Origin of the sequence: Bradyrhizobium sp. (genome assembly GCF_049581145.1) — a bacterium.
GTDB lineage: Bacteria > Pseudomonadota > Alphaproteobacteria > Rhizobiales > Xanthobacteraceae > Bradyrhizobium.
This window is the reverse complement of record NZ_JBAURI010000316.1, coordinates 1-2,176: the sequence shown is the minus strand read 5'-3', so window position 1 is coordinate 2,176 and position 2,176 is coordinate 1. Positions and strand designations below refer to the sequence as shown.

Here is a 2,176-nt window from a genome sequence, read left to right as displayed (position 1 = left end):
CCCCGCGCCTCCGCCGCAAGCCAGCGCCGATCAGAACCTTGCCGAAATGGCGCAGCGGCTCGAGGCGGCGTTGCGCCGGCCGCCCGGCGAAGCCATGATACCGCCCGAACCGCCGGCACTGCGGAGCACTGCACGCAGCGAACCGCCGATGGCGCCCCCCTCGCCCGCACCTTCGCCGAAGACGAGCTTCGAGAACCTGGAAGATGAGATGGCCTCCTTGCTCGGCCGTCCCAAATCTTCTTCCTCGTCGTGAGCCGCAAGACAGTCCCGCGTAGAGTTCTATTTTCTGCCGTTCTGATCGCCGCCGCAGCGCTGGCAACGCCGGCGCTCGCGCAGGACATCAGCATCAATCTCGGCGGCAACAATGGCGGCGTCACGGAACGCGCGATCCAGCTGATCGCGCTCATGACGGTGCTGTCGCTGGCGCCGTCGATCCTGGTCATGATGACCGCGTTCACCCGGATCGTGGTGGTGCTGTCGCTGCTCCGCACCGCCATGGGCACCGCCACCGCGCCGCCGAATTCCGTCATCATCGCGCTTGCGCTGTTCCTCACCGCCTTCGTGATGGGACCGGTGCTGCAGAAGTCCTATGACGACGGCATCAAGCCGCTGATCGCCAACCAGATCACGGTGGAGGAAGCCCTGCAGCGCGCCGCCGTGCCGCTGCACGGCTTCATGCAAAAGAACGTGCGCGAGAAGGACTTGAAGCTGTTCATGGATCTGTCGGGTGAACCGCCGCCGGCGACGCCGGACGAGCTCTCGCTGCGCATCCTGATGCCGGCCTTCATGATCTCGGAACTGCGGCGCGCCTTCGAGATCGGCTTCCTGCTGTTCCTGCCCTTCCTGATCATCGACCTCGTGGTTGCGTCCGTCCTGATGTCGATGGGCATGATGATGCTGCCACCGGCCGTGGTGTCGCTGCCGTTCAAGCTGATCTTCTTCGTGCTGGTCGATGGCTGGTCGCTGGTCGCAGGCAGTCTGGTGCAGAGCTATGGCGGCTGATCAGGCCTTGCGATTTCAGCGCCCGGCGCGCAGATCTTGCGGACCTGGAGCGTATTGCGGAAAGCGCGACGGCGGCTTTCCGTGAGACAGTGCGGCCAAAACGGACAAATCGAGCGTTTTCCGATTCAACCTGATCGGAAAACGCTCCAGCGATCTCGCCGCCGCGGGCCCGGAAATCGGCCGACCCGAGTGATCCAATTTGTTCCCGGCGACGTTTTCGGAGAATATCTCCCGAGGCGTCATGACCGCTGGCTCGCAAGCCATTAGATTGTCCGCATGGACCAGAGCCTCGAGGGCGGTATTCCGGCCCGCCAGGCCGCGGCCGACACGGGACGATGACGAAAGGTCCCTGGCGAAGGTGGAGTGGGCTCATCTCATAGGACGCGTCGCGGCCGAGCGCGATGCCGCGGCGTTCAGGACTCTGTTCGAGCACTTCGCGCCGCGGATCAAGGGGTTCTTGCTCAGGACCGGCACGCGCGACGACCAGGCGGAAGAGATTGCCCAGGAAACCATGGCCGCCGTCTGGAGAAAAGCGGAGCTGTTCGATCCCGCGACCTCTGGCGCTGCGGCCTGGATCTTCACCATCGCGCGGAACCTGCGCATCGACGCGGCACGGCGCGCCGCCCGCAGCGTTCAGGTCGATCACGAGGCCGAGCAGGATTATCTGGCGGATCCCGCCGAATCGCCGGAAAGCTCCCTGTCGCGGCTCGAGGAGACCTCGAGAGTTGCTGCGGCGCTGCAGCGTCTTTCGCGGCAGCAATCCGACGTGATCCGGCTGTCGTTCATCGAAGAACGGCCGCATGCGGAAATCGCCGAGCAGCTCGGCATTCCGCTGGGCACAGTGAAGTCGCGCATCAGGCTGGCCATGAGCCGCCTCAGGAATCTGCTGGACCAACCGACATGACCATCGTGCATCACCCCCCCGAACATCTGCTCGCCGCGTTCGCAGCCGGCACGCTCGACCCCGGCGAACATCTGCTCGTCGCGGTTCATGCGAGCGGCTGCGCAGGCTGCAGGCGCTTCGTGCGCGCCGTGGAAGATCTTGGCGGCGCGGCACTCGAGTCCGCCGAACCTGCCCCAATGTCGGCTGGCGCCTTCGAAGCCGTCATGGCCAGCATCGATGGCGCCGCAACTCCGAACACCGTCGCGGCCGGCCCCGCGCCCCGCCACAACC

General features: G+C 65.6%; 3 protein-coding genes and 1 pseudogene. All 4 read left to right on the top strand.

The annotated features are described in order from the left end of the window. Positions 1-253: pseudogene (locus WCB02_RS10565) on the top strand (flagellar biosynthetic protein FliO); the annotation flags it as partial. Further along, a complete protein-coding gene (gene fliP / locus WCB02_RS10560) occupies positions 250-1,002 on the top strand; it encodes a flagellar type III secretion system pore protein FliP (RefSeq protein ID WP_423958057.1) in 753 nt (250 codons plus the stop codon). The pseudogene WCB02_RS10565 and the gene fliP, both read left to right, overlap by 4 nt. A 358-nt stretch (positions 1,003-1,360) precedes the next feature. Beyond that, positions 1,361-1,906: a sigma-70 family RNA polymerase sigma factor gene (locus tag WCB02_RS10555; protein WP_423958055.1), complete on the top strand. Its 546-nt coding sequence runs from the start codon at positions 1,361-1,363 to the stop codon at positions 1,904-1,906. Next, on the top strand, positions 1,903-2,176 hold a 274-nt coding region (locus WCB02_RS10550), incomplete at its 3' end, for a zf-HC2 domain-containing protein (RefSeq protein WP_423958054.1). The genes WCB02_RS10555 and WCB02_RS10550, both read left to right, overlap by 4 nt.